17 protein-coding genes and 1 tRNA gene are annotated in these 19,553 nt (G+C 36.2%); 7 read left to right on the forward strand and 11 right to left on the reverse strand.

Features of this window, described 5'->3' with window-relative positions; genetic code table 11:
- Positions 1–585 precede the first annotated feature (585 nt).
- Both ABMA79_RS03145 and ABMA79_RS03150 read left to right on the forward strand, forming a co-directional pair.
- Positions 586–1,065: a response regulator gene (locus ABMA79_RS03145; protein ID WP_392856432.1), complete on the forward strand. Its 480-nt coding sequence runs from the start codon at positions 586–588 to the stop codon at positions 1,063–1,065.
- A gap of 23 nt (positions 1,066–1,088) precedes the next feature.
- Entirely contained in the window at positions 1,089–6,200 is a 5,112-nt protein-coding gene (locus tag ABMA79_RS03150) for an AAA family ATPase (protein ID WP_393090251.1), read from the forward strand.
- Positions 6,201–6,212: 12 nt separating this feature from the next.
- Here the strand turns inward: ABMA79_RS03150 and ABMA79_RS03155 are convergent, their stop codons facing one another.
- The gene (locus tag ABMA79_RS03155; protein ID WP_393056183.1) at positions 6,213–6,410 is read right to left on the reverse strand and encodes a DUF5522 domain-containing protein; all 198 of its coding nucleotides are present in this window, start codon (positions 6,408–6,410) and stop codon (positions 6,213–6,215) included.
- 139 nt (positions 6,411–6,549) lie between these two features.
- Positions 6,550–7,086, reverse strand: coding sequence for a hypothetical protein (locus ABMA79_RS03160; RefSeq protein WP_393090254.1), 537 nt, complete (start codon positions 7,084–7,086; stop codon positions 6,550–6,552).
- Between the two features lie 137 nt (positions 7,087–7,223).
- On the opposite strand from ABMA79_RS03160, the gene ABMA79_RS03165 reads away from it, so the two are divergent.
- A complete protein-coding gene (locus tag ABMA79_RS03165) occupies positions 7,224–8,027 on the forward strand; it encodes a TIGR02147 family protein (RefSeq protein ID WP_393090257.1) in 804 nt (267 codons plus the stop codon).
- Positions 8,028–8,162: 135 nt separating this feature from the next.
- On the opposite strand, the gene ABMA79_RS03170 is transcribed toward ABMA79_RS03165, so the two are convergent.
- A complete protein-coding gene (locus ABMA79_RS03170; protein WP_393090260.1) occupies positions 8,163–8,588 on the reverse strand; it encodes a hypothetical protein in 426 nt (141 codons plus the stop codon).
- Positions 8,589–8,664: 76 nt separating this feature from the next.
- On the opposite strand from ABMA79_RS03170, the gene ABMA79_RS03175 reads away from it, so the two are divergent.
- Entirely contained in the window at positions 8,665–9,081 is a 417-nt protein-coding gene (locus ABMA79_RS03175) for a hypothetical protein (RefSeq protein WP_393090263.1), read from the forward strand.
- Here the strand turns inward: ABMA79_RS03175 and ABMA79_RS03180 are convergent.
- The gene (locus tag ABMA79_RS03180; RefSeq protein WP_393090266.1) at positions 9,078–9,569 is read right to left on the reverse strand and encodes an RrF2 family transcriptional regulator; all 492 of its coding nucleotides are present in this window, start codon (positions 9,567–9,569) and stop codon (positions 9,078–9,080) included. The genes ABMA79_RS03175 and ABMA79_RS03180 overlap by 4 nt on opposite strands.
- A gap of 247 nt (positions 9,570–9,816) precedes the next feature.
- On the opposite strand from ABMA79_RS03180, the gene ABMA79_RS03185 reads away from it, so the two are divergent.
- Positions 9,817–10,773 (forward strand): hypothetical protein, encoded by a 957-nt coding sequence (locus ABMA79_RS03185; RefSeq protein ID WP_393090268.1) that lies wholly within the window; start codon positions 9,817–9,819, stop codon positions 10,771–10,773.
- Positions 10,774–11,199: 426 nt separating this feature from the next.
- Here the strand turns inward: ABMA79_RS03185 and ABMA79_RS03190 are convergent, their stop codons facing one another.
- Positions 11,200–11,514 (reverse strand): VF530 family DNA-binding protein, encoded by a 315-nt coding sequence (locus tag ABMA79_RS03190; protein WP_392856417.1) that lies wholly within the window; start codon positions 11,512–11,514, stop codon positions 11,200–11,202.
- 519 nt (positions 11,515–12,033) lie between these two features.
- Between ABMA79_RS03190 and ABMA79_RS03195 the strand changes: the two genes are divergently transcribed.
- Positions 12,034–12,537 carry a hypothetical protein gene (locus ABMA79_RS03195; protein WP_393090271.1) on the forward strand — a complete coding sequence of 168 codons (504 nt, stop codon included), beginning with the start codon at positions 12,034–12,036 and terminating at the stop codon, positions 12,535–12,537.
- 173 nt (positions 12,538–12,710) lie between these two features.
- Here the strand turns inward: ABMA79_RS03195 and ABMA79_RS03200 are convergent.
- The 5 genes from ABMA79_RS03200 to ABMA79_RS03220 form a co-directional block, all read right to left on the reverse strand.
- Positions 12,711–12,786 (reverse strand) — tRNA-Ala (locus ABMA79_RS03200).
- Positions 12,787–12,837: 51 nt separating this feature from the next.
- Entirely contained in the window at positions 12,838–15,039 is a 2,202-nt protein-coding gene (locus ABMA79_RS03205; protein ID WP_392856411.1) for a hypothetical protein, read from the reverse strand.
- 63 nt (positions 15,040–15,102) lie between these two features.
- Positions 15,103–15,714 carry a hypothetical protein gene (locus ABMA79_RS03210; RefSeq protein WP_393090274.1) on the reverse strand — a complete coding sequence of 204 codons (612 nt, stop codon included), beginning with the start codon at positions 15,712–15,714 and terminating at the stop codon, positions 15,103–15,105.
- A gap of 95 nt (positions 15,715–15,809) precedes the next feature.
- The gene (locus ABMA79_RS03215) at positions 15,810–17,111 is read right to left on the reverse strand and encodes a tetratricopeptide repeat protein (RefSeq protein ID WP_393090277.1); all 1,302 of its coding nucleotides are present in this window, start codon (positions 17,109–17,111) and stop codon (positions 15,810–15,812) included.
- A 62-nt stretch (positions 17,112–17,173) separates the two neighbouring features.
- Entirely contained in the window at positions 17,174–17,608 is a 435-nt protein-coding gene (locus ABMA79_RS03220; RefSeq protein ID WP_392856404.1) for a hypothetical protein, read from the reverse strand.
- Positions 17,609–17,800: 192 nt separating this feature from the next.
- Here ABMA79_RS03220 and ABMA79_RS03225 point away from each other — a divergent pair, with 192 nt between their 5' ends.
- Positions 17,801–18,085, forward strand: coding sequence for a hypothetical protein (locus ABMA79_RS03225; protein WP_021266565.1), 285 nt, complete (start codon positions 17,801–17,803; stop codon positions 18,083–18,085).
- Positions 18,086–18,156: 71 nt separating this feature from the next.
- Here ABMA79_RS03225 and hisS read toward each other — a convergent pair whose 3' ends face one another.
- The gene (gene hisS / locus ABMA79_RS03230; RefSeq protein WP_393090280.1) at positions 18,157–19,497 is read right to left on the reverse strand and encodes a histidine--tRNA ligase; all 1,341 of its coding nucleotides are present in this window, start codon (positions 19,495–19,497) and stop codon (positions 18,157–18,159) included.
- Between the last annotated feature and the right edge of the window lie 56 nt (positions 19,498–19,553).

A 19,553-nucleotide genomic window follows, 5' to 3' on the forward strand; every position in this document is an offset into this window, starting at 1 on the left:
CTCTAAATCTCTTCTTAGTGTTTCTGACCCCTCGATAAATTATTTTAATGGGTGAATTTCTTGCCCTTTAGTTTGTACACTGACAAATAGGTAGGCATATTCAGTACTACTCTCTGCTCTGTCTTCTTTCTCTTCTAGGTCGTAGTACTTATTTAAGAGATTGAAGTAATCGAGTCTGAAGTTTTCTAAGTTCTGCTCACTTAGATTTAATGATCCATGGGCATAGATCCCTTTGATGTTTTGATAGTGAGATATCTTTACTCGTAATCATCTTCTTAACACCACTTTCACTCATACCCAAAGCTTGCGCGACCTAAGTGATTACCTTTGCCCTTTCCGGGCGCATGAACTTGATAACTGTATACAGAGGCTTCATTTTTCAAGGCCGACAAGTAAATACAGTTCATTATTGGAAATTAATAAAAAATTAACCTGAACTGACGTCTTATTAGATACTTAGGGCCTTGTCGCATCGCTAGATTTTATTGACCACATTATTTGTGTGCGTTATAAGTTATTTATACAAATAATACTTAGCTCTGATGAGGATGACTCTGTATTCAAACAAGCTTTGTTGGGGAATTAATGCTTAGACGCATCTTAATAGTTGATGATAATGAAGATATTCACGAGCTTATGTCTATGTGTCTTATCGATCTAGAGGATGATCTGAAAGAAGATCTGACTAATAGTGCTTTTCAGTCATGCCAACTTAAAATAGACAGTGCTTATCAAGGTGAAGAGGCCGTGGAAATGGCCAACAAGGCCTACCTTGATCAAGGGCCATACGACGTGATTTTTATGGATGTTAGAATGCCGCCAGGAATTGACGGAATTGAGGCCATTTCACGTATTGTCAAAAAACACCCAAAACAAAATTTTGTTATCTGTTCGGCGTATAGTGATTATACATTGGAAGAAATGATAGGGCGTATATCGTCAAAAGAACGAAAAATTTATTATCTCCCTAAGCCATTTACGATGAAAAACTTCTGTAGCCTAACCTCAGGCCTACTTTACCCAGAATTAATTGAGCAAAATATTGAAGACAAATATCTATTATAAACCTTAGATAGAGATGTAATATCATGCAAGAGATTTCAAATTTTCAAATTTCGAATGAGCTTCATCGCAGTAAGAACTCTACTGTCTATCGTGCAAAAGATAGAAGTAGTAATCAGAAAGTTATCATCAAGGTATATAAGAAGCCTTCTCGTAATAAAATCGATTTCATAAAAAATGAATATAACATCTTATCTAAATATCACAGCGATTCAATGGTCAATTGTATTGACCTTTTTCAATCAGAAGGTGACTGGGTCCTAGTCTTAGACGATGACGGGTCGGTCTCTCTCGACAAGAAGGCCCTTAATGCAAATTTATCAACGACTGAGTTTTTAAAATTAGCAATTAAGATTACCTCTGTGATCGAAGAGATTCACTCGAAGGGAATTACGCATAAAGATATTAACCCATCGAATCTAATTGTCGATCCAAGTGGCGAAGTTAAAGTTATTGATTTAGAGCTTGGTTCATTAAGAGATAGTGATTTTATTACTTTCTCTCCAGTAAATAAGCTTGCTGGAACTCTTGCTTATATGTCTCCTGAACAAACTGGACGCATGAATCGATCGATTGATTATCGTTCGGACTTTTATTCATTAGGGATTACTTTCTTTGAGCTTCTAACCGGAGAGTATCCATTTATGGTAGAGGATAAACTAACTTGGGTTTATCACCATATTGCGACAAAGGTGGATGTTGAAAGTCGTTTAGCAAAATATCCAAAGATAATTGCAAGAATTATTGATCACTTACTAGAAAAGAAAGCGGAGTCTCGCTACCAAAGCGCATCTGGAATTAGGTTTGATCTTGAGAAGTGCCTGGAAGCGATTGAAGCAGGTCAAGCTGAGCCAGACTTTGAGATTGGCTCACAAGATGTGAAACATACATTTTCAATTCCAGAGACTCTTTATGGACGCGAAAAAGAAATTAACCTTTTAGTTAATAATTTCCTATCAAATGAAAAGAAGCAGGTGAGTTTTATTTCTGGCCCTTCAGGTATTGGTAAAACAGTTTTAGTAAATGAACTTCTAGGGCCAATTACAAAAGAAAATGGAATTTTTGTCACTGGGAAATTCGACCAATTTCAAGGTGATATTCTTGGAATTGCCCTTGTAAACGCTGTTTCTGATATTTTAAAACTTGCCCTTACTAAAAGTGATAAAGAAATCGCTCATTTAAGAGAGAGCTTACTTAATGCATTTGGGATTAATGCAAAAGTAATGACTGATATTCTTCCCGAGTTGGAAATGATTATTGGTAAGCAAAAGGAGCCAGCACCGTTAGGCCCTATTGAGGCCCAAACGAGATTTGAATTACTCTTCGTCGAATTGTTTAAAGTTCTATGCGAAAGGCTCGGACATATTGTTATGTTTATTGATGATCTTCAGTGGGCAAGTGCTAGAAGTATTCATTTGATAGAACTTCTATTAACGAACGAAAAAGTTAAGCCTCTCTACTTTATTGGTGCTTTTAGGGATAATGAAGTTGATAAGAATCATCCTCTTTCGGCCTTAATCGATTCAAATTCGTGTATTAATCAATCTGAAATTAAGCTTGCACCTCTAAATCAAAATAATATTAAAGACATGATCGATGGAACTTTCGCATCTAAAAGAGATTCATCTGAATTAGCTAAACTAACACTACAAAAAACTGCTGGTAATCCGTTTAGCGTCGACCAATTTCTTAAAGTACTTTATCAGAAAAAGATTTGTACTTTTAATAATAAGGAACTCCAGTGGGACTGGGATGTCTCTGAAATTCAAAAAAGTCAAATAAGCGATAATGTTGTTGATTACCTAATAGGGATGATGAAAGAGTTACCTGAATCGGCCCAAAAATTACTTAATCTATCTGCATGTATTGGGAATCGATTTAGCTTACAATTATTAAAAAATGCTACTGATCTTAGTGAAGACGAAATTCATGATGAATTGATCTCAGTTGTATCTGCATCACTCATTAGACCTCTTAACAATAGTGAATATAAATTTGCACATGATAAGATTCAACAATCAGCTTACGAACTCGTTTCGAAAGAAGAGCGTTCACTTATGCACATGAATATTGGCAAACAACTCTTATCACATATTGTTGATGGAAGTGTCGAACCGATCACTGTTGTTAGTCATTTGAATCACTGTGAGAGTATTATTGATGATAGTGATTTTAGACTTGAACTTGCAGAAATGAATTTTGAGGCATCTCAAAAAGCAAAGTCTTCAACGGCCTTTGATCAAGCAAGTGTTTTTTTGAGTTATGCATCTAGGTTCCTTCCTAGTAATGCCAATGAATCACATCATGAGACTTTCTTCAAAATAGAGAAGGAGAGAGGAAGTCTTTACTATCTCTCTGGAGACTATAACAAGTGTGAAGAGCATGTCAGATGGCTACTAGATCAATTAGAAGACCCGATCGAAAAAGCTGAGGCACATAATATCTTAATTATCCAATACACTGCACAGGGTGTATACGATAAGGCGATTAGTGAGGGCCGTTTGGCACTTAGATGCCTAGGTATTACATTACCAAGTGAAAATTTAAAAAACATTGTTCCGAAGGAACTTGCAGCTGTAAGAGAGCTTATTCCATCTACTGGAATTGAGTCTCTCTATGATGCCCCTGAAATGGAAGATAAGCTTAATCGCGTTGCGGTTGAAATTCTTATCAACCTCGATTCTCCATGTTACTTAAGTAATATTGACCTGTATTGTATTGTGGTCGCTAAAATCGTACAGCTGTCACTTACTTATGGGCCAGTTCCTGAGTCTGCAAAAGGTTATGCATCGTATGGAATTGTTCTGTGTTCATTTAATGAGTTCTCTTTAGGATTCGACTTCAATGCACTTGGAATTAAAATCGCAGAACGCTTTTCTCATCTTGGACAGAAGTGTCGAGCGTGCCACACAATGGCAAACCATGTTCAGTTCTGGACTCAACATATTAAGGAAGGGGATGCCTATAATGAGGAAGGATTTAAGGCAGGACATGATGCTGGCGAACACTTATGGGCGGGGTTTATCAAGCTATTTAAACCTTATAATCAATTCTTCCGTGGCCGAAACCTTGAGGAACTTCAAAAAGATATTCATACTGGAATTGAATTCTGTACAGAACACCCAAATCAAATTGGTATCGATACTTTAAGGGGACTTAGTATTGCAATCTCACAGCTTCAAGATGCTGAGAGAGAAAATGAAGTTCGCTATATTGAAGAATGCCAACAGAATCAAAGTTTAATGTCTTTGAGTATGTATATGTCTCTTAAGGTTCAAAATGACTACATACTACAGCGTTTTGATGAAAGTTTAGAAGCATCTTTTAAATCACAAGAGCTTTTACCATATTCATTCTCTGTTATTACTAATGTTACACATTACTGTTTTCAATCATTGGCGATTCTCGCAGTTGCTAAAAATAAAAACTTTGATGAGTCGTTAATGACAATAGTGGAATCGAACCAAGAGAAGATGAAGAGATTCATGGACAATTGTCCAGAAAACTTTGCTCATATGTACTACCTCGTTGAAGCGGAGCGACTGCTACATAAAGGTGATACATACCTGTCTTTAGAGCTTTATGACAAAGCAGCTGCTTATGCTCAGGAGAGTGAATACGTTAATATCGAGTCTGTTATTCGTGAGAGAATGGCAAGAGTTTGGAAGCTCCTTATGAATGATGATTTTGCACGTTTGCAGATTCAAAAAGCTGCAGGTCTTTACCGCGCTTGGGGAGCATGGGGAAAGAGTTCTCAATTAGAGACGGAATTTGCTTTAACAACTCGTGATCAAGATGACGATATTGAGAAAACAACGACAATAACAACATCTTGGGAAAATTTTGATATAAAATCAATTCTACTCTCATCTCAAGTCATTTCTAAAAATCTCATTAAGGAAGACCTACTTGAAGCAATGCTTGATATTATGGTTATTAATACTGGTGCAGCTAAGGGCTTTATTGTTTTAAATAAAGGTGAGAAACTTTTTGTCAGTTCTCAAAGCGGTGCAAAGACTATTGTTTCGCTTCCTACTTCCCTAGATGACTACAGGGAAATTCCACATTCTCTTATTAATTATGTTTGGCGTACGAAGACACCTATCCTTTATGGGGATAGTCTTTTTGCGAATCAATTAGTTGAAAATTCGAGCTACTTTTCAAGTAAGGATAATCTTTCTGTTCTTGTTGTCCCTATTGCTGATAAAGGAATTCTTTACCTCGAAAATAATGAGATCAATGGTGCATTTACAAAAGGCCACTTCGAACTGCTTGATATGCTTGTTGGTCAGCTTGCTATTTCTTTAGAGAATTCAGAATTATATGAGAGACTTTCTCGCTTTAATTCTGAGCTTGAATATGAAGTTCAAAAGAGAACGATCGAGCTTATGAGTGAAAAGGAAAAGGCCGAGGGGATAAGTAACGAGCTACGAACTGCTCAGAGACAACTTATTGATACAGCTCGAAGCGCTGGTCGTGCCGATATCATGTCTAATATTCTACATAATGTTGGAAATTCTATTACATCAATAATGACTGTTATTTATCGTATGGATAGAAGAATTCGTAAAAAGAGCTTATCTCCTGAAGAGCTTTATGAGGTTTTAGGAAATGATGTTAAGGCGCTAAAGAAGAAAGGGGAGTCTGTTTCAGAGCTTCTTGTTACTCATCTAGAGCATGGTATAACTAAGAATGTAATTGAGTCAGTCAATGTTAAAGAATTAATCGAGCAGGCCCTTTCGATGTTAGAAATGGATCACCTCGACTATATTAATATAGACGTCGATTTTGAAGAGTTGGTTAAGATTGACTTCGGAAATACTCTTACTATTTTAATGAACCTGCTTAATAATGCTAAAACTGCTTGTGATCGATCACAAAATCCTTCACAAATTGATATTCACGCATCTTTGAAAGATAAGTCACTTGTTATCGAAGTCTTTGATAATGGTGTTGGCTTTAGTAAAGATGCCCAGAAAACTCTTTTTAAAGCGGGCCTACAATCAAACCGTTTTGGAAAAGGTTATGGATTACATAATTCATCGAACCTTGCTAAACAATTACAGGGATCTCTGACGGCCGTTAGTTACGGTGAAAATCAAGGGGCGCGATTTAAATTGGTTCTTCCTCTAAGCTAAAAAAGTGATGGATTAACTTCTTTTTTTGAAGCCCCAAGGGCAATGTCGACAGCCATACTTACAGCACTTTCTCATGCGTCTAAGGCGTACCTCTGTTGAAACGATACCGCCTGTGACAGGATCTTTATAATAGTCATCGCCATTTTTAACGGCTTCGTCGTGTAGAATGCGGTATTGGGCCTTTAATTCTTTTCTTTTATTCTTTTTCAAGATTGGGACTCCTGGCCTTGTTTATAAATAGGGTAAGCAAGCTTGCAGAGGAGTCGACTTTACTCATATTTAACGTGATGAGCAAGTACATGTTGAACATGGCCGAAAAGAAGTCCTTCTCGGCCAAGATGATATTTAATTAAAGTCTGATTCTAGATTCATCAATCATGACTGCAACATAGAAGTCACGATTAAAGAAGTATGGAACATCTGAAGGATAATCAATTCCAGCTTCTGCTCTCACAATTTTAACTACGTTAGATACGTTAATTACTTCACCGCTTGTTAGTTTCCATAATAGGTTTTCATTAACATCAAAAGTTAGTCTTACAGGGTAGCGAAGATTATTTTCTAATACTAAGACTCTTTGAAAGACTGTCCAATATGGTGCTTGAATATCAGTTGGATAGTCTGTTCCAGCTTCTGCAAGTTCTAGCTCAGCATGGTCAGTGTATACAGGAATTCTAACTCCATTATAAAGAGCAAGAATGTAGTCGTATTGAGGAGCTGGTGCATCTGTTGGAAAGTCAATACCTGCTACAGAGCTATCAATATGCATTGTGCTTATCGCTGGGTGGGCCATAGGGCCTGCGCTTACGATTGGGCCAGCAACTACTGGGTTAATAAGATTTAATGCCATTAAGAAAAAAGCGATGATTTCAATTTTAAGTTTCATATACGTACTCCCTTTGGAAAGTGGTTTAAATTGATATTGAACAAGAGCAGATTTAACAAGCAATAAAATATATGTATATATTATTTATATATATTTTGACCCTTGAATGTTTATTTTTAATATACTAGTCTTCGCAAATGGAAATATTCGAGTTTGAAAACTATCATAAATATCTACGCTACTTGGTTCTCGAGGCCTATGCTCAGAGGGGACTACAAGCAAGGTTGTCAAAGGCAATTGGCTGTCAGGCCGCGTATCTCTCTCAAGTATTAAAGGAGAAGGCCGATCTAAGCGAAGACCAAGCGTTTAAATTAAGTGTCTTTTTTAATTTCTCTAAAATTGAGACAGAATATTTCTTGAATCTAATCCGCTACTCAAGGGCCTCAACTCACGAACTAAAAAGTTATTTGAAATATAAGGGCGAAAAGATTGCTGAGGAAGCAGGCAATCTCGCTTCCAGAGTTAATTCAATGGTTATTGACGATGAGAATGAGGAATATAAAGACTACTTTATCTCATGGATACCTTCTGCTATCCACATCGCAACAAGCTGTCCAAAATTACAAACAATTCCTAATCTCGCTAATCAATTTGCACTCAGTGAGAAAAAGGTTAGGTCCACTCTAATTTACTTAGAAAAGCTTGGACTCGTTAAGAAGCAGGATCAGAATTATATCTTCAGTGGTATGTCTATTCATCTTCCATTTGAGTCTTGGCTAAACACTCCTCACCAGGTGGCAAAGCGAATACAAGTATTAGACATCATTGCTAAAGAAGAGCCGAATAATATTCATTATTCATCTACATTTACGATTGATGAAAAAGATTTCTTGCCTCTGAAGGAAAAAATTCTAAAACTAATTCAATCTGGCCAAGATGACATCAAGGAATCTGGAACAGAAGTTGTTTGTGGATTGAATATTGATTTTTTCAAAGCTTAAAATAGGGGAGCTTTTCAAGGTACTTTTTTTTCATTTACTAGAGCATGACATGGGCAGGCCGGTCCATGCGTAAAGTAATATGTTAAAAAAGGGGAGAGTCCTAAATAGATTCCAACCAACGCAAAAATTAAATCTTTAAGCAATCTTACTCCCTTTCAGTGATCTTTGTTCCTTATAATAATAAAACTGCATGAAACCAACTAATACAGGAGGCATGTAGCATAAAGGTATATCCATGTATAAATGCTCCATCGCAACCAGTCCTCGAAGAGTGTCGAAGAGATGGACAAAGGCATGAGCTGTAAACCAAACCTGTAAAATAAAAAGTGTATTCTTTCTCCATGAACTATCAATAACTGATTTAAATGAAATCAGACTTAGCACTAAGAAAATACATCCTAGATCACGAACAAAATGCTCATTTAAAGGGCCAAAGTCAGGAATTCTTCCAGGAAAGTTTTCATACCAATGTACAGGGCCAACTAACATCCATATCCCGCTTAAAAAATTTCCTAGAAATAATAAAAAGAAAAATAATCTCCACCTTTTTTCCTGACTCATATCTATCCTTTTAAAAAATATTGCAATTTTCTTATTAAGGATATATTGTGTCCTTAATTAACTCAAGGAAAAAAGTATGTATTTTAAAAAAGCTCTTTTAGTGATTAGATATCTTCTCGCAATCACGTATTTGTGGGTTGTAGCGGATCGATTAAGCCTACTAGGCCCTGCTGGAAATATGGGAGTTGTTTGGGGTGATTTTGATACTTTCTTAAGCTACACGGCTAGTCTAAACCCATGGTTCCCTGAAAGTGTTTCATATTTTTTTGGATATATTGTTACTATCGTTGAAGTCTTATTAGCTGTCTTTTTTATTTTTAACGTAAGGTTAAAAGAAACCTTCTTAGCAAGTTTTCTACTCTTGATAACTTTTACTTTCAGCATGATTTTTTCAGTAGGGTTTGAAATGGCTTACGACTTTATTATCTTTACAGTTGTCTTGGCCTTATTAAATGGATACATGTTTTGGAGACTTAAAAGAGACGCAGATTAGGACATCTCTTTATTTACCCACTGTTCTGATAATTCAAAGATTTCTGCTGGAACTTGAGAATTTATTCCTGAGACAATGTCAGATAATTTCTTTTCTCTAAGAACATTTCTCCAAGCTTCATCGGCTTCAAGCATTGCAATTGCAATTGTGCACTTTACACTTTTATCTTTGTCTTTTTTCTTCAAGCAAGGATTGTTAAATCGAATCTCCTGACAATTAAAGGTTCTTTTCTTTCCTTCAATGGCCTCAACAATTTCTAAAAGGCTAATTTGAGAAGGATCTTTTGCTAATTGATAGCCACCTTTTGGACCTAAGGTCCCTTCAATCAATCCATTTGAGGCCAAAAGTTGTAAGGCCTTAGATAAGTATTCCTTTGGTATTCCATGAAATTTGGCGAGAACTTTTGTTGGGATAAATACTCCCTCTGGAACTCTCGCTAAAAATTCCATGCAATGTATTGCCCATTCAATCTGATTTCTCAATTTCAAATTTGTTCACCTGTATTTGTCATTAACGTCAAAATTATAGCATGATATTAACTATATAGCTCCCAATTCTATCTTAATTCTTAAGTCAATGATTCGACTAAGCTTTAGTATGTATAATGTCGAATAGTAGTTATGAAAATGAAAGTGCGAGTAATGTCGTTCTACGAAATAGTGTCTGGAACTACATTACTCAGTTAGTAACACCGGTGGGAATTAAAATCGATAATTGGTGCTATAGGATATTGGCATGTATTTTTATGTGGAAAAATGGTTGAAATTGTTTTTAATACTGTTGTTTTTATCATCTTGTACTTTTAATCATAGAAATGATGATTATGAAAAGGATGTAAATACAATTAAGAATTTATTAAAATATAATGTGACATCAGGAAAAATAAACAAAGAGCTTGTATCGAGCTTTGACGAGTGCATTCAAGCTACAGATAAGGTTGCTTTTAAAAAATGCATGAGTATTAAGATGAAGACTGTAGATGAACATGTTTATATTCTTACTGAAGGTCCGGGCAAAGAATATGAGAATTTTGTAAAATCATATAAAGACTATTTGTTTTTTAAATTATCCATCTTCTATAATATTGATAAAGAGGATTTAGCGTTGATTAAAGCTCCTAATGATATCTATATTGATATGAGAGGAAATAAAGGTGGAACGTATAAGGATTTAAATAGAGTATTATGTAGCCTTTTACTTATTGATATTTGTCCAAAAGATAGATTGTTATCATTTGCATTATTAAAAAAGATAACAGTTAATGAAAAACTATTTAAACCTAGAACTGTTATTGATACTGAATTTAATAGTAGGGAAGACGTCGTAGGTAGTGAAGGCTTTACTGAGATTGAAGATTTTCCAGACTTGATCGAGTTTAGATTTAATCGAGAAGAAGATCTTTCAAAATTTACTTTTAATCGTAATAAAATTACATTACTTCTTAATAAGAATTGTTATTCTGCATGTGCAACTATGGCATCTCTTCTAAAGAATTTAGGTTATGATGTCTGTACAGATGAAGAAGAGTTTGTCTTGAAGTTAACACCTTTTACTAATATTCAAGATTTTAAGCTACCTTCTTCAGGTATTCGTTATGTGATGCCTACTCTGTATCGTGAATTTAAGAAAAGAGAGTATCAAGAGATAAGCGTAAAAAAATGTAACGAGAGAGTGTTAGCTCAATTTAAGTAGTGATGGAAGAATAGGTATGAATTAATGTTTTTATAGAATGAGTCAACGAAAAGTAACTAAGAGCTCAATGCTGAGTGGGGGAATACCGCACAATGAAAATAACGAATGAAAAGACTTGTGTAAAGTGTCATGCTGGTTTTAGTTTAAATTATCTAAACTTAAGCAAGGCTATAAAATGTCCATCATGTGGTCAAACTAATATGATAAAGGTAAATAACTCAGTTTATAATTGGGGGATTTTTATTTTCTATACCTTCGTTTTTAGTTTTTTATCACTTTGGCTTGCTAATGAAACTTTAGGAAGTATTATGTTTGCAGTTAATTTACTTCTGATTGTCGTACATAATAACTTGTCTTGTGTTTTGTTCGAGAAAAAATAATGACGGAGAAACTTTTCCTGATTCACACATGATCTTCCTATGCATCTCAATACTTTGTTTTACGTCCACCAGTTCCACTTCCAAGAGCAAGGTCTTTTTTAGATACTGTTCCATCGCGTTTCATTTTTTCTATCGTTTCTAAATTTCCACGATACATCTTCTCAATCTTTTGAATGGCCCATGGATTTTTTCTAATAAATTTTAAAATTTTATTAAACATGGGAGGCTCATCATTAAAACTATTAATCTCAGTCATTGCATAGATTTCTTTACAGCCAAAGAGGTTAATAACATCTGTTAGCATCATCTTTAAAGTCACGCCCTCTAAGGGGTCTTTCTTGCGATTGTTTTGATCATTCATTTTTTTACCTGGTTTTATATTGTTTAGGATATGGTAACTTATAAAGTGTTATATATCCATTTACACTTTATTTCTTGGTTAAGTTGGCAAGATGCCAAATATTCAGCAGTTTTTTGTTCTTAGAGAGGTGATATATGAATATAGTATTTATTAGCATTTATGCATTTTTATTTTTTATAATTGGTACGTTGTCTTTATATAATTCAATACTCTTTATTAGACTGAAGAAGGACTATGATGTTTCAAAGTCATCTAATATGTTTGAGTTTATAAAGGAATGTGATGATTATAGATGTGTAAAAGCACGAAAGGTATCTTTAGCTGTAAAAGTTGTAATATCGATAATTATTATTATGACTGTTTGGATACTGTGTGTCTTTTAAGTTACTGTCCGTTCGTTTTTGTATGGTATATAGAAACTGTAGTTCCAGGTACTCTTTCTTTACGCAGGGTCAACGAAAAGCTACCTGGAACCGAGTGCTAATAGCATTCGTTTCATTAAATACTGGGATTTAAGTATTGGATACAAAAGGAAATCTAACAAGATTACCACAAAAGACTTTAGAGAAAGCACTCTATTTATGTTCATCTATAAGTAACAGTCTTCTTCTTAGGCTAGAAAGAAACTCTTTTGAATTCTGTATCTATCTAGCTCTATTAGATGAAAAACTACAGACCAATGAAACGATAGAGCTTGAAAGCCAAATTCATTATAAAAATATCCAACAATTTATAAAAGTAGCTAAAGACCATCGTAAGAGCTTCCTTACTAAATTAACTAATAGTGGCCATCTTGAGATGAGAGTAAATAGAAAACTATTATTTTTGAAAAAGATCGATTACTTAATTCAAAATATTGGTGAAGTGAAAGTTGAGAGTGATATTATCTTAGAGTTTATTAACGCTATTAAAAATAATGAACCTATCAATAATCAATATTCTAAGTATTTGTATGACTATTATCGTTATAATATTTTAGATGATACAGAATATGCTGATTGGATGGATACAACATTTGTTTAATGAAGTAGTTATAACTTTATGAAGATGGGTGGCAAGTATGCACAGGAGTCGACTTTAGCTCCTGCGTCGTCGACACGATGGCATTCATGCCATCGACCGCCAGAGCAATTAGATCTGACACTAAAATCAACTAAAAAAAAAAGCCCACTCTTGCGAGTGGGCTTTTTTTGTTTTGGTGGACCTTAGCGGGATCGAACCGCTGACCTCTTCGCTGCCAGCGAAGCGCTCTCCCAGCTGAGCTAAAGGCCCATATGAAATGGTATAAAGTATAATAGGCCAACCCGCTTGGGGTTGGCAATATTATAATTCTGGTAAATCACCACTTTGGTCAAGTTCGCGAGCAATTTCTGCTTTCTTTGTGCTTACGGCCTCTTCGTAGTCACGATAGAAACACTGGTTCTTGTAAGCTTCGTTCTTTGTTGAGAAACGCTCTTGGCCTTGGATGAGGTAAGGGATACCACCGCTCTTATCGAGGAGTTTCTTACATCTTTTTAGAACATACTTAGCTCTAAGGCCCATTCCTTTTTGTTTAATCATTGGGTAGTAGATGGCACAAGAGTGGAGAGTGTCGCGGTAGATATCGTGACGGCTTCCTTTGTCCAGGGCCACTTTTACGTTCTTGTTTAGAACCTTGATGATTTCTTTTGCAAATACCTTTTCAAAATTTTCACGTGCAGTATTCATCAGAGGAATATTACTTGCTCCCACGTTATCTCCACGTAGAAGACTTTCTTGCATTCCACGGTAAATTGGAACAAGGAAGATGTACTTCGAGTAATTTAAGCTGTCTTGGTACGTAAGCTTTGGCGACTCAGCATATGGAAGTCCATATAAGAAGTATTCTTCTACTGTGCGGATATAGTTGTAGAAACTTGCATCAATTGTCTCAACTGAAAGTACATCACCATCTGACAGGTTATTTGCCAAATAAGTATACGCAGCTTGAGAAAGATCCTTGAAGCTATCACACTGACAAGTTGGATTGTCGATGTCACAATCCTCTGGCGTCAGGCCTTGAGTGTCTGTCACAACATTTTCAAAATTAACTAATGCCTTTAGGGCCTTAAGTGCTTTCCTAATTCTAATTGAAAAGAGTGACGTTGCTTCAGGTCTCGTTGTTGTATTCTCTAAGTCTTCTTCAAAGATTTGAATAACTTCTGTAATTGAAAAGTCTTTCTTATTATCGCGCCAATTATCTTCGGCCTCGATGACTTTATAAAGTCTTTCGACATTTACTGAGTTTCTTAACTTTTCAGAAAGTCTTTCCTTATCCGCTGAAAGGTCTGCTAGAGCAGGCTTAACAACTTCTTGGATATATTGCGAACGGTCTTCATCACGTGCAATAGCACCTTCCTGACAATCACTACTTTCTTTTACCCAGTACTTACCATCTTGGAACTCACGACAATAAACTTTAAGCTTAGAGTTGATATTAGAATACCAAGTTAGCATATGGGCCCATTCGCCCCATGGACGAATATTTTGGTAGCTATCATTCCATTCCTCAATTTCGTAAGGATTTGGCTGATAAAGTCTAAGTTTTGCCTGTTCTTTTTGAAGAGTTGCAATTGTAACGATCGTGTCCTGCTGGTTTGCAGTTTCGTAAATGTCACGAAGCTCACTTAGAATACGCTGAAGGCGAGGATAGTGCTTTCTTAAGTCCTTGATTCGTTCAAAGTCTTTTGTTGGAGTATCTAGTTCCTTAATATAATTGTAGAGCCACTTTGCTTCTTCTCTTGTTGCATTCTTGCGACGAAGGTTACAAGTCATGGCATTGATATTCTTATAGGCACACTTGTAAGAAACGTAGTAGTTACGACTACTGAACAGATCTTCTAATGCCTGGTTGGCATCATTTCCTTTAAACTGAACGTATGAAACAAGGCTGTCCACCATATTTGCTAGGCCCGTTGAAGCTGCGGCCGTAAAAAGGTTTGAGCCTGGATAAAGTGCTCCCGCAACCTGACCCATAAGCATGATCGTTGGACGAATCATCTTTGTTCCAAGATCTTCATCACACTCAGGTGCCGCTCTCAGATCATCAAGGATTGTTGTGGCCATACTCAATGAATCAACGACTCCATTGTTGCGATTATTGTCAGCATCAAGAAGTTCTTGTCTTCTGCGCTGAAGGCTTAGAATCTCTTGATCATACTCACCCGCGTATGAACTGGCCGTCACAAGCTTGTAGACTTCACTTGAGATCGTCTCAAGATTTGAGTCGATGATGGAAAGTTCACTTGAGCTTGATTGGTATTGCTCATTTAAAGAGGCGAGGAATGCTTTAGAGTTGGCATAGATTGACTGACAACGGTAGCGCTCGTCATTGATATCTTTGATTGCTGTGATAAGGGAGTCAACAACTTCAAGGACCGCTTGATCACTTACGAATTGACATGAGTTTGCAAGACGTCCGCTAAAAAGTATTGAGCTATTAAATTGAGCCTTAGAAAACGTGGCCACCATCGTGATGGCCACTATTTTAATTATAATTTTAATCATTAAAAAAACCTGTGTGTTGTGTTCTTGTGTGTATTTATTTTTTTAGCTTTTTAATTTTAAATTTTATAGTCTGCGACGATCAACTTTACTTGGTCCTGAAATACAGCTTCTAAGTGCATCCACAACCTCTTCTTGATCATTGCATGAGTATTTTGACTTACACTGCGTCTCAAAGCAGGCAACATCAAAAGTACCAGTACATTGGTTTGTAATTGCTTTTAAATCTTCAAGGCCATCAAAGTCTCTTGGTTGTAGTCTCGAAAGAGCACTTGATAGACAAGAGTTTTGAACAAGCCAAAGTCTTGAGTTAATAAATGTAATTTCTGAAAATTCATCACGATCATAACGGTACATATTCTTCATGGCCGTTTGGTGAGCGTATCCTGAAACGTACTGACAAGAGCGAGCAATTGAAACCATTTCTTCAATTTCATTTTGCTCATAGCTTGAGATTAGCTTCATTGAAAGATCAAGACATCCTAGATCAAGTTGTCTTGAACACGCATCAAAGATCATACGATGCTGCGTTCTTGAACTACATTCACCTGGATTGTTTGCACATAGCTTCTCTACACATTGAGCCTGTGTATGAGCTGGAATTTGTGGTGCTTGAAATTGCGCCATTGTACTCGTTAAGTAAACAATAGCAGCTAGCAAGATTACTGCTCTAAACATAAATACCCCCAAAAATTTCCTATTCTTATATAATTTTGGTGGGCCTATGCAAAGGTCTTTATAGTACGGCGCAGGGCGAAGTGTTCGTAATCACATTAGGCATTATAAAATTTATCGAGCCTAACCTTCATATTTGGATAGATTTTAAGGGCCTGCTCATACCACTCTTGAGTACTTTCTTTCTTACGCTTCATCTCCACAGATCGTTTAATGATGATTTCGTATAGAATTTCTGAAGAGTAGCCACTATTGATTGTATCAATGGCCATCTTTAGTGATTGAGAAGCAGTGGAGTCTTTGTCACAAACGAGGGCATCCATGAGAGGAGCATTCTCATATTGAGGAAATTTCTCCTTCTGCTTAATTTGAATAAATTTAGTCGTCTTATTATCTGGTGTATGGGCAAGAACAACAAGCATACGTTCTAGAATTGCTGGCTTTGTTGTACAGATTATTGAAGCCTCTTCTAGAAGTTTAAGTGATTCTTTGTATTTCTTGTTAACTGCAAGATCTTGGATTGTTATTTTTTCAAAATCGAACTTATCAAGTTCACATTGAACATAAATAACTAAAGCTGCGGCAATGGCATCCTTGATATCATCGGCCGGTTCATTAACTTTCTTATAGGCTTCATAGTAATTTAAAATCAACTCATGCTTTCTGGCCGCAACAGCAACCATTGAAAGATCCCTAAGCATATCCGGAGAAATAGGGTAGGTCGCATGAAGCTTTAGTGAATACTGAAGTGCCATGTAGTAATTCTTTAAATGCTTATATGTTTTAAAGAATAACTTTAATGTATTGAAGTCTGTTGGGTTTAGTGAATAAGCTTGTTCTAATGACTTGATAGCATCATCATACTTCTCTTCTTTAAATTGACATAGACCTTCAAGGTAGTGTGTTTCAAATGGGTTCTTTGAGAGTTCACGTGCTTTTTGTGTAATTTCAAAAACCTTCTCATGCTTTGTGCCCACGTACTCATAAGCTTCATTAATCAGTTGTCTGTACTCACTAGGGGAAGACTTCATCTTATAAAGCTCTTCCATTAAGGCCTTAATACTATCAACGGTAAACGGGACTGGAAGAACGAGGTCAACTTGTTGTTGGGCAATTCTTGAAATGGCATCAATTGAGTCATTCTGAGTTAAGAGAATGAAGCTATTCTTTGTACGGTTAGGAAGAATTTTTAAGTGTTCTTTTAATACTTGATTGTAGCGTCCTTCGGCGAGAACTTCATAAGAGAATACAAGAGTAGGCTTAAAGCTTCTCATCTCCTTAATGGCATCTTCAAAAGTTTTGGCAAATCGTACATTCTTTCTCTGGACGCCCAGAGTTTTAAACGCATTTTCATAGGCTACGCGTGCGTTTCCTATGGACTCGACTACCAAAACTTCCATGTCGTTAAAAAATGCTTCTCTATTCATTTCTTCAATTCCGTAACTGTCTCTTATTTTTATTCTTATTCGTTGTGTGTGTTTCTATATTGATTTAAAAGTTCATTAAAGCGCTCTTGTCTTTCTAAGATCACCGCCTCAATTTTCTTATGCTCTTTTAAGTTGTCTTCAAGTAAGCGGAATACAACTTTATTCTTTTCTGGCCCATACTCTTCAATCTCAATAACCTCGCTTGCCAGTTTTATGACATTTGCAAGCTTTGTAATATTAGCGAGCTGTCCTTTTGGTACTTGCGAGCTTTGAATAATGTAGAGGTTGATCTTGTGTCCGTTTGCACATGATTTCTTAGGTATAATTGCACAAATACTACTAGGTGATTCCAGCATGAGTATTTGGTTTTTTTCTGTATCGTAGACGTTTGTATTACTTGTGATATTTTCAAACGCTAATATAAATTTATTGCTTTTTTCTGAAGCAATTTTAATAGCTTGTTTATCCATCCCTAAAGATTAGCTTAAGCTTGGAATTGGTGCAAAGGTGACCATTTTACCCACTTATTTAGTTGAGATCAGGGTGTTTTATCGACAAATTAAAGAGGCATTCCGTTTTTTTTATTGACGTAGTTCAGGCCAGGTACTTAAAATTACATTATTACAAATTTTTCATTAAAAACACTAAACACGAGGTTTAAAATGGCAAAGAAAAAAGCTACGAAAAAAGCAGCTCCAAAGAAGGCAGCAAAGAAAGCAGCTCCAAAAAAAGCAGCTAAGAAAACAGCTAAAAAAGCAACTAAGAAAAAAGAAATGCTTCTAGTTGGTTCAAAAACTAAAGAAGCTCTTAAGGGTAAAGGATACAACGTATCTTCAGACGCTCTTGAAGCAATGAACGAGTACGTATACTGGCTAGTTGATCAAGCTCAAAAGAGATGTACAGCTAACGGTAGAAAGACAATTCGTCCATACGATATCCTAGGATAATCGACACGAATCAATTTCGTTAGAAATAAAGAAGGCCAGCTTAGCTGGCCTTTTTTTATGTCTAGGATCGACTATTTTGATATTTCTGTTTGTTCACCTGAGAGCATGTCCTTAATTTGTAACACGCCTTTTTCTTTCTCGGCTTCACCATAGAAGATTACATTTTTAACCCCACGCTTATTGGCGTAAGTCATCTGCTTCTTCATCTTGGCCGAAGTAGGGTAGATTTCAATTGAGTGGCCTTCACTTCTAAATTTGCGAGCAATTTGTAGGTATTCTTTTTGATCGTTGTCATCCATGTTGATGATCATATAATCAACGCTTGCGCTAATATCTTCAAATAATCCGCGATCAAGCATCACATCATAGATTCTTTCTGCACCAAATGAGATTCCAACACCAGAAAGCTTCTCTTTTTGGCCAAACATACTTGTTAGGTCATCATAGCGTCCACCGCCACCGATACTTCCCATTGAACCATCAACTAGCTTTACTTCAAAGATACAGCCTGTGTAGTAATCAAGCCCACGTGCCAGTGTAGGATCAAAGACAAGGTTCTCAATACCAAGCTCTCTTACATTTGAAAGAACAAATTTCAGCTCTTCAAGTCCTAGCTTCCCAATTTCATCTTCACCAAGAAAGTCTTTAATCTTTGCTAGTTTCTCATCAGAGCTACCTTCAAGTGTTAGAAGAGTTGAAAGACGACTTACTTGGTCCTCATTGAAGCCACGATTAAGTAGTTCTTCTCCAACTTTCTCAGCACCAATTTTATCGAGCTTATCAATGGCAATTGTCATATCTGTTAATTTGTCACTAACACCTAGAACGCTTGCAATTCCTTGTAGGATTTTTCTGTTATTAATAACGATTTCAACACCGTCGATTTTAAGGTCTTTAAATACATCGTGATAGACTTCAACAAGTGATACTTCACTCAGAAGTGATTCTGTTCCGATGATATCTCCATCACACTGGTAGAATTCTCTATAGCGTCCTTTTTGAGGACGGTCAGCACGCCATACTGGCTGAATTTGGTAGCGCTTAAATGGCAGGGCCAGGTCATTTAGGTTTGCACACACATAACGAGCGAATGGAATTGTGAGGTCGTAGCGAAGACCACGCTCACACATCTTACTCGAAACTGCACCAAGGTTCTTTTCTTGAAGATCTTCAGGTTTAACTTTCTTTAAAAAGTCTCCAGAGTTCAGAACGCGAAAAAGAAGCTTATCTCCTTCCTCTCCATATTTTCCCGTCAGTACGTTCAAGTTTTCAACGGCCGGTGTTTCAAGTGGCATAAAACCATGAGATTGAAACCTTTTTTTAATTGTTTCAAATATATGATTTCTTCTTGCTGACTCGATTGGTCCGAAATCTCTTGTACCTTTTGCATTTTGCGGCTTAATAGTCGCCATTAAATTACCCCTTCGAAATAAATATATTTGTTTATACCCTGATTTTTAATACTTTT

The organism is Halobacteriovorax sp. HFRX-2_2 (assembly GCF_043196705.1).
Lineage (GTDB): Bacteria > Bdellovibrionota > Bacteriovoracia > Bacteriovoracales > Bacteriovoracaceae > Halobacteriovorax_A.

Coding starts and splice junctions, on each gene's coding strand:
- ABMA79_RS03145 (WP_392856432.1), top strand. CDS start 586: ATGCTTAGACGCATCTTAATAGTTGATGATAATGAAGATATTCACGAG.
- ABMA79_RS03150 (WP_393090251.1), top strand. CDS start 1,089: ATGCAAGAGATTTCAAATTTTCAAATTTCGAATGAGCTTCATCGCAGT.
- ABMA79_RS03160 (WP_393090254.1), bottom strand. CDS start 7,086: ATGAAACTTAAAATTGAAATCATCGCTTTTTTCTTAATGGCATTAAAT.
- ABMA79_RS03165 (WP_393090257.1), top strand. CDS start 7,224: ATGGAAATATTCGAGTTTGAAAACTATCATAAATATCTACGCTACTTG.
- ABMA79_RS03170 (WP_393090260.1), bottom strand. CDS start 8,588: ATGAGTCAGGAAAAAAGGTGGAGATTATTTTTCTTTTTATTATTTCTA.
- ABMA79_RS03175 (WP_393090263.1), top strand. CDS start 8,665: ATGTATTTTAAAAAAGCTCTTTTAGTGATTAGATATCTTCTCGCAATC.
- ABMA79_RS03185 (WP_393090268.1), top strand. CDS start 9,817: ATGTATTTTTATGTGGAAAAATGGTTGAAATTGTTTTTAATACTGTTG.
- ABMA79_RS03190 (WP_392856417.1), bottom strand. CDS start 11,514: ATGAATGATCAAAACAATCGCAAGAAAGACCCCTTAGAGGGCGTGACT.
- ABMA79_RS03205 (WP_392856411.1), bottom strand. CDS start 15,039: ATGATTAAAATTATAATTAAAATAGTGGCCATCACGATGGTGGCCACG.
- ABMA79_RS03210 (WP_393090274.1), bottom strand. CDS start 15,714: ATGTTTAGAGCAGTAATCTTGCTAGCTGCTATTGTTTACTTAACGAGT.
- ABMA79_RS03215 (WP_393090277.1), bottom strand. CDS start 17,111: ATGGAAGTTTTGGTAGTCGAGTCCATAGGAAACGCACGCGTAGCCTAT.
- ABMA79_RS03220 (WP_392856404.1), bottom strand. CDS start 17,608: ATGGATAAACAAGCTATTAAAATTGCTTCAGAAAAAAGCAATAAATTT.
- ABMA79_RS03225 (WP_021266565.1), top strand. CDS start 17,801: ATGGCAAAGAAAAAAGCTACGAAAAAAGCAGCTCCAAAGAAGGCAGCA.
- hisS (WP_393090280.1), bottom strand. CDS start 19,497: ATGGCGACTATTAAGCCGCAAAATGCAAAAGGTACAAGAGATTTCGGA.